At 65.0% G+C, this 6421-nt stretch carries 7 protein-coding genes and 1 pseudogene; all 8 read right to left on the minus strand.

What is annotated here, in order from left to right; genetic code table 11:
- On the minus strand, positions 1 to 1501 hold a 1501-nt coding region (locus JHC57_RS20235; protein ID WP_294032395.1), incomplete at its 3' end, for a gamma-glutamyltransferase family protein.
- A gap of 178 nt (positions 1502 to 1679) precedes the next feature.
- Positions 1680 to 2204 carry a hypothetical protein gene (locus tag JHC57_RS20240; protein WP_294032396.1) on the minus strand — a complete coding sequence of 175 codons (525 nt, stop codon included), beginning with the start codon at positions 2202 to 2204 and terminating at the stop codon, positions 1680 to 1682.
- Positions 2205 to 2388: 184 nt separating this feature from the next.
- A complete protein-coding gene (locus tag JHC57_RS20245; protein WP_294032397.1) occupies positions 2389 to 2919 on the minus strand; it encodes a hypothetical protein in 531 nt (176 codons plus the stop codon).
- 191 nt (positions 2920 to 3110) lie between these two features.
- Entirely contained in the window at positions 3111 to 3932 is an 822-nt protein-coding gene (locus tag JHC57_RS22515) for a glycine zipper 2TM domain-containing protein (protein ID WP_366928553.1), read from the minus strand.
- A 226-nt stretch (positions 3933 to 4158) separates the two neighbouring features.
- Complete coding sequence (rplQ, locus tag JHC57_RS20255) at positions 4159 to 4581, minus strand: 50S ribosomal protein L17 (RefSeq protein ID WP_294032398.1); 423 nt, start codon at positions 4579 to 4581, stop codon at positions 4159 to 4161.
- A gap of 106 nt (positions 4582 to 4687) precedes the next feature.
- Positions 4688 to 5746, minus strand: a complete 1059-nt coding sequence (locus tag JHC57_RS20260) for a DNA-directed RNA polymerase subunit alpha (RefSeq protein ID WP_294032399.1) — start codon at positions 5744 to 5746, stop codon at positions 4688 to 4690.
- 104 nt (positions 5747 to 5850) lie between these two features.
- Entirely contained in the window at positions 5851 to 6240 is a 390-nt protein-coding gene (gene rpsK, locus JHC57_RS20265) for a 30S ribosomal protein S11 (protein WP_003040416.1), read from the minus strand.
- Positions 6241 to 6342: 102 nt separating this feature from the next.
- Positions 6343 to 6421: pseudogene (locus JHC57_RS20270) on the minus strand (30S ribosomal protein S13); the annotation flags it as partial.

A 6421-nucleotide genomic window follows, 5' to 3' on the forward strand; every position in this document is an offset into this window, starting at 1 on the left:
GCCCCTGCGGCTGCATGTCGCCGCCCATCACGCCGAAGCTCATCCACGGCACATCCCCGCGCGCCGCAAAGCCCGGGATGATCGTCTGGAACGGCCGCTTGCCCGGCGCATAGATGTTCGGATGCCCGTCCTGCAGACTGAACAACTGCCCGCGATCCTGGAACATGAAGCCCAATCCGTCGGCAACCAGCCCCGATCCCATGCCGCGGAAGTTCGACTGGATCATCGACACCATCATGCCGTCCTTGTCGGCGCAGCTGAAATAGGTGGTGTCGCCGCGGCTCGGCGCCTGCCCCGGATGGACCGGCGTGAGCAGGCGGTCGGGGCGGATCAGCTTCGCGCGTTCGGCGGCATAGTCCTTGGAGATCAGCCATTCGACCGGCACCTTGGCGAAGTGCGGATCGGCATAATAGCGCGCGCGATCCTCATAGGCGAGGCGCTTCGCCTCGGCCTGCAGATGGATCGACAGCGCCGACTGGAAACCCGCGCCCTTCAGGTCGAAATGCTCGAGGATATTGAGCATCTGCAGCGTCGCGATGCCCTGCGTGTTCGCGCCGAGCGCATAGACGTCGGTGCCCCGATAATCCGTCTTGTGCGGTTCGATCCATTCGGATTTGTGCGCGGCAAGATCCTCGTAACGCAGCCAGCCGCCGATCCGCTTGAAATAGGCGTCGATCGTGCGGGCGATCTCGCCCTCGTAAAAGGCATCGCGCCCACCCTCGGCGATCAGGCGAAAGGTGCGCGCAAGGTCGGGGTTGCGGAAAACCTGTCCCGCCGCCGGTCCTTTGCCGTCATTGAGGCCATAGGTGCGGATCGCATTGTCGATTTCCTCGATCCCGCGCCCCGGCTGGCGGAAACCCGAAAGGCTGCGACGGATGTAATAAGCGATCATGTCGGGCACCGGCGCTCCGGCCTCGGCATGCGCGATGACGGGCTCGAACAGCTCCTTCCACGGCAGCCTGCCGTAACGCTGGTGCATCGTCCACCAGCCGTCGACCGTGCCCGGCACGGATACGCTGATTGCGCCATAGGCGGGCAGGGCTCCGCCCTTCGCCCGGCTGCGCACCGTCGCGAGGTCGAGCGCGCGGGGGCTCTTCCCCGACCCCGCGAGGCCCGCAAGCTTCTTCGTTTTCGGATCCCAGATCATCGCATAGACGTCGCCGCCGATGCCGTTCGCCGTCGGTTCGAGCAGGCCGAGGCAGGCATTGATCGCGATCGCCGCATCGACCGCCGAGCCCCCGCGCTTCAATATGTCGATCCCCGCCTGCGTCGCGAGCGGATGCGCGGTCCCCGCCGCGCCGTTCAGGCCATATGCGGCGGTGCGCGAGGCGAAGCTGGCACCGACCGGGCGGTCACCGCCCTGGACGTCGGGCCGCAGGAAACGGTCGGCGCCCGCGTCCCAGGCCGGCGGCATGGCGGGAGCGCTCGCCGCTCGCGCGACCCCGGCGGCGGGCAATAGGGCGGCAGCCGGGACGGCGGCAAGAAGTGTACGGCGACGCATGGGCTCGGATCCCCCTGGAAAAGCCCAATTTTGCGGGATGCGCCCGTGATGGCAAGACCGGAATCGGTATCTGATACGGTAAAGTGGCACGCGCTACGGAGGCGCGCGAGCGTCGCCCGACGAAAAGGCCCGCCGCGTGCCGGGGCACGGGCGGGCCGATTGTCAGCGGTTCGGGTGCTCAGCCGAGGCCCGAGAAACGGATGTCGTCGACGCGGCCATAGCGGATATCGCAAGTGAACTTGCCCTTGTCGTACGATCCGCCGCGACCCCAGCGGCCGCGCCAGCCATCATTGACGATTACGCGGCCCTTGACGCGATAGCCGTCACGCTTGCGGTCGATGCTCGTCACTTCGGTGACGTCGGTGCGGCCATAGCGGCGGCTGCCGCGCTCGACCGCGTTCACGCACTGGCTGACCGCGCTGCGGCTGTTGCCATAGCGGTTATAGTCATAGCCATAGCCGTAGCGGGCATCGTCGTAGCGGCCGCGATAACGGTCGTCGTAACGGTCATAACGGTCGTTGTCGCCGCTCGACAGGATCGCGGCGAGGCCGCCAAGGACGACGGCGCCGGCGATGATTTCGCCCGCGCTGATCCCGTCGCGGTCGTAGCGGTCACGGGCGGCGGCGGGTGCGGCGCTCATCAGCATCGCGCCGGCGGTGGCCGCACCAATCGCGGCCTTGGTCAGCTTGGTCTTGATAGCCATGGTTCGGTCTCCTCAAAAGCGCAGGCGGCGTCTCGCGGCCTGTTGAGGATGGTCTACCGGATAGGCGGTGACGCGGCGCTGAACTGGCCGCTTATCTGGCGTTCAGCCTTGGTTTTGCTGGCGTTCATAATGAAAAGGCCCCGTGCCCTGGAGCACGAGGCCTTGGACCGGGCGAGCGATCGGGTCAGCCGAAATTGACATCGACGACACGGCCGTTGCGATAGCTGCAGCCAAAGCTCTTCACTTCGCCGCCGAGCCGCGAGGCGGTGCCGGTGACGTACCAGCCGCCATTGTTCGCCTCGGTGCCGGTGATGCTGTCGACACGGGCGTCGTCGCCCATCTCTCCCTCGACCGCCCAGCTGCACGCATCGGCTGCGCGGCTTTCGGCTTCGCCGCGGCCATAGGCGCCGGGGGTGATGTCGCCTTGCGCGTCGGGTTCATAGCGGGGCACCTCCTGCCGCTCGTCGTCGCGATAAGGCGGTTCGTAGCGGTAGTCGGGCGCGCGTTCGCGCTTCTCCTTGCTCGCGGCACCCGCGATCGCGGCGATGGTGCCGATGATCAGCAAGCCGCCGAGGACATCGCCGGTGCTGATCCGGTCGTGGTGGCGATAACCCCAGCCGCCGTGGCGTCCGCGCGCTTCGGCGGGCGTGGCGCTGAGGCCGACGGTCGTCACGACAACGGCCATGGCGGCGGCAAGGCTGGTCAGTTTACGCATCGAGGGAAACTCCCCATCGCGGGCGCGGACGGTCCGGCCTGCAGTGGTTTGGATATAGGATCGCGATGCTTTCGCGCCGCTGAACCGTTGCTGCGGCGCGGTGAGGCGAGGTTCCACTGAAAAGGCCCGCCATCCGATGGATGACGGGCCCTGGGACCAGTTACAGGCGACCAGACCTATCCCTTGAAATCTCAGCAGACGCAGCGCGGGGCGGCCTTGGGTCTCGGCTTCCACTTCTTCTTCGCGACATGGCGTTTCCGCACCGGCACATTTTCATAATAGGTGCGCGTCGACGTCTCGACCGTTTCGGTGACGATCGGAGCGCCGTTGATGATCGTGGTCACGACGACGCCGGGCGTATAATAGCCGTAGCCATAGCCGCCATGATGGTAGGTCGTCGAATAGCCGCCCGGATAGTAACCGTCCTGGCGATAGCCGCCGTCATGGCGATAACGGACGTTACGGCTCGCCCAATATTCGTCGCACTTTTTCTTGTCCGAAGCACTGCCGATCGCGGAACCGGCCAGCGCGCCGACCCCGGCGCCGATCAGCGTGCCCGCGGTGCGATCGCCGCGGCCGGCTATGCGGTTGCCGGCGATGCCCCCCACGAGTCCGCCGACAACCGCGCCGCCCACTGTGCCCCCCCGGCCACAGCGGCGTTCCATCTCTTCGTCGTAACGCGGGTCGTACCCGCCATAATAGGGATCATAAGCGGGCGGCGGTGGATAGTCGGCGCCATGGCCCTCGACCGTGCCTTCATAGCGGCCTTCGTAACGGCGGCCGTCGGGCGTTTCGTAAGTGCCGTCCCAAGTGCCGGTCCAGCGCCCCTCGGCATCATAGCCCGACACGCGGCGATATTCGACTTCGCTCGGCACGCGGTCGGGATAACCGGTATAGACGCGCGCATCGGGATCGGCAGGGACGCCATAGTCGAGTGCGGGCTGTTCAGCACGTGCCTGACCTGCCAGCAACAGCGACCCTGCGGCCATTCCCAACAACACCAACGTGCGCATGACAAGCTCCCTGTTCCCCCGGCCTGAACCGATTGGTTAACAGTTTGTTAGCAAAATCGGCGCCTTTCCGCGAATCCGTTAACCCTGAAGAATTCGTCCCGTTTTGGGTCAGGGTGAAATGTCGGGAAAGGCGACGTCCTGCTTCAGAGCCGACGTTTCATCTGCAAAGAAAAGGGCGGCTGTCCTTTCGGACGCCGCCCTTGCTCTTTCAGCGAAGAGGCGAAGCTCAGGCTTCGGCCATGTCCTCGTCATACTGTTCGACCGGGCCCGAATCCTGGCCCTTGGCATCGACGTCGCGATCGACGAATTCGATGACCGCGACCGGCGCCGCGTCCGAAGCGCGGATACCGGCCTTGATGATGCGGGTGTAACCGCCGTTGCGATCCTTGTAACGCTCGGCGAGAACGTCGAACAGCTTGGTGAGCTGCGCATCGTCCATCAGGCGGCTCATCGCGAGGCGGCGATTGGCAAGGCCACCGCGCTTCGCCAGCGTGACGAGCTTTTCGACATAGGGACGCAGCTCCTTCGCCTTGGCGACGGTCGTCGTGATCTGCTCATGCTTGATGAGCGAAGCCGACATGTTGCGGAACATCGCCGTGCGGTGCGCGCTCGTGCGCTGCAGCTTCCGGCCACCCGATTTATGACGCATAATCCATTCCTTCGTTCGTTAAGGGCCCGTGTAAGGTAGCCCAGACCAGGTCGATTGCGGGTCGACCCCTTCCCGTTGTGGCCCCGGCCGAAACCGGGGCGCAAGTTCAGCCGAGAAGTTCCTGTTCGAGCTTCTTGGCCATTTCCTCGATGTTCTCCGGCGGCCAGCCGGGGATGTCCATGCCGAGGCGCAGGCCCATCGACGACAGCACTTCCTTGATTTCGTTCAAGGACTTGCGGCCGAAGTTCGGTGTGCGGAGCATTTCGGCTTCGGTCTTCTGAACGAGATCGCCGATATAGATGATGTTGTCGTTCTTGAGACAGTTGGCCGAGCGGACCGACAGTTCGAGCTCGTCGACCTTCTTGAGAAGGAAGCGGTTGAGCTGGTTGACGTCCGATTCGTCGGCGGTGGCCGGCGACGCCGCCATGCCGATGAGACCGCTGTCGTTCATCGCTTCTTCGAAGTGGACGAAGACCTGGAGCTGGTCCTGAAGGATGCGCGCGGCATAAGCGACGGCGTCTTCCGGGGTAACCGTGCCGTCGGTTTCGACGGTCAGGTTCAGCTTGTCATAGTCCAGTTCCTGACCGATGCGCGCATTGTCGACCTTGTAAGCGACCTGACGCACGGGCGAGTAGAGCGAGTCGACCGGGATCAGGCCGATCGGCGCATCGACCGGACGGTTGGCGGTCGCGGGGACATAACCCTTGCCGGTATCGGCAACGAGTTCCATGTTCAGCGTCGCGCCATCGTCGAGGTGGCAGATGACATGGTTGGGGTTCATCACCTTGATGTCGCCCGACACCATGATGTCGCCGGCCTTGACGGTCGCGGGACCGGTCGCCGAAAGCTGGAGCCGCTTCGGGCCTTCGCCTTCCATCTTGAGTGCGATCTGCTTCACGTTGAGGACGATGTCGGTGACGTCTTCGCGCACGCCGGCAAGGCTCGAGAATTCGTGGAGGACGTTCTCGATCTTGATCGACGTGATGGCCGCACCCTGGAGCGACGAGAGCAGCACGCGGCGCAGCGCGTTGCCGAGCGTCAGGCCGAAACCACGCTCAAGCGGTTCGGCAACGAAGGTCGCCTTGCGCTTGCCGTCGCCGCCGGCCTTGATTTCCAGGTTGCTGGGCTTCTTCAATTCCTGCCAGTTCCGGATATTGACAGTCATGGACTTCCCTTTGCTTTGGGCCGGACGGGCAGGGGTCGGCTTGCCTGTCCAGCGAGGATTTGGTGCGGGCGGCGCCCCGGCGGTGAGGCGCGCCCGAAACGACGTCAGACGCGGCGGCGCTTGGCCGGGCGGACGCCATTGTGCGGTATCGGCGTCACGTCGCGGATCGACGTGATGTGGAAACCGACCGCCTGCAGGGCGCGGAGTGCCGATTCACGACCGGCGCCGGGGCCCTTGACTTCGACTTCGAGGGTACGGACGCCATGTTCGGCGGCCTTCTTGCCGGCGTCTTCGGCGCAGACCTGCGCCGCGTAAGGGGTCGACTTGCGGCTTCCCTTGAAGCCCATCATGCCGGCGCTCGACCAGGCAATGGCGTTGCCCTGCGCGTCGGTGATGGTGATCATCGTGTTGTTGAAGGTCGCGTTGACGTGGGCGACGCCCGACGAGATATTCTTGCGTTCACGCCGACGAAGGCGCTGCGGTTCACGAGCCATGATGTATTCCTAACCTGTATCCTGAAGTGCCGGGAGTGCGAGCGGTAGGCCGCTGCTCCGGCAGGGAAAGCAAGGAAGCGCGCCGGGAGGACGCGCTCGACCTTACTTCTTCTTGCCGGCGATCGGCTTGGCCTTGCCCTTGCGGGTGCGCGCATTGGTGTGCGTGCGCTGGCCGCGGACC

Source organism: Sphingopyxis sp., from assembly GCF_016463645.1.
GTDB lineage: Bacteria > Pseudomonadota > Alphaproteobacteria > Sphingomonadales > Sphingomonadaceae > Sphingopyxis.

Excerpts from the sequence above, each read along its gene's own strand:
- JHC57_RS20245 (WP_294032397.1), bottom strand. The coding sequence starts at position 2,919 with ATGCGTAAACTGACCAGCCTTGCCGCCGCCATGGCCGTTGTCGTGACG.
- JHC57_RS20260 (WP_294032399.1), bottom strand. The coding sequence starts at position 5,746 with ATGACTGTCAATATCCGGAACTGGCAGGAATTGAAGAAGCCCAGCAAC.
- JHC57_RS20240 (WP_294032396.1), bottom strand. The coding sequence starts at position 2,204 with ATGGCTATCAAGACCAAGCTGACCAAGGCCGCGATTGGTGCGGCCACC.
- JHC57_RS22515 (WP_366928553.1), bottom strand. The coding sequence starts at position 3,932 with ATGCGCACGTTGGTGTTGTTGGGAATGGCCGCAGGGTCGCTGTTGCTG.
- rpsK (WP_003040416.1), bottom strand. The coding sequence starts at position 6,240 with ATGGCTCGTGAACCGCAGCGCCTTCGTCGGCGTGAACGCAAGAATATC.
- rplQ (WP_294032398.1), bottom strand. The coding sequence starts at position 4,581 with ATGCGTCATAAATCGGGTGGCCGGAAGCTGCAGCGCACGAGCGCGCAC.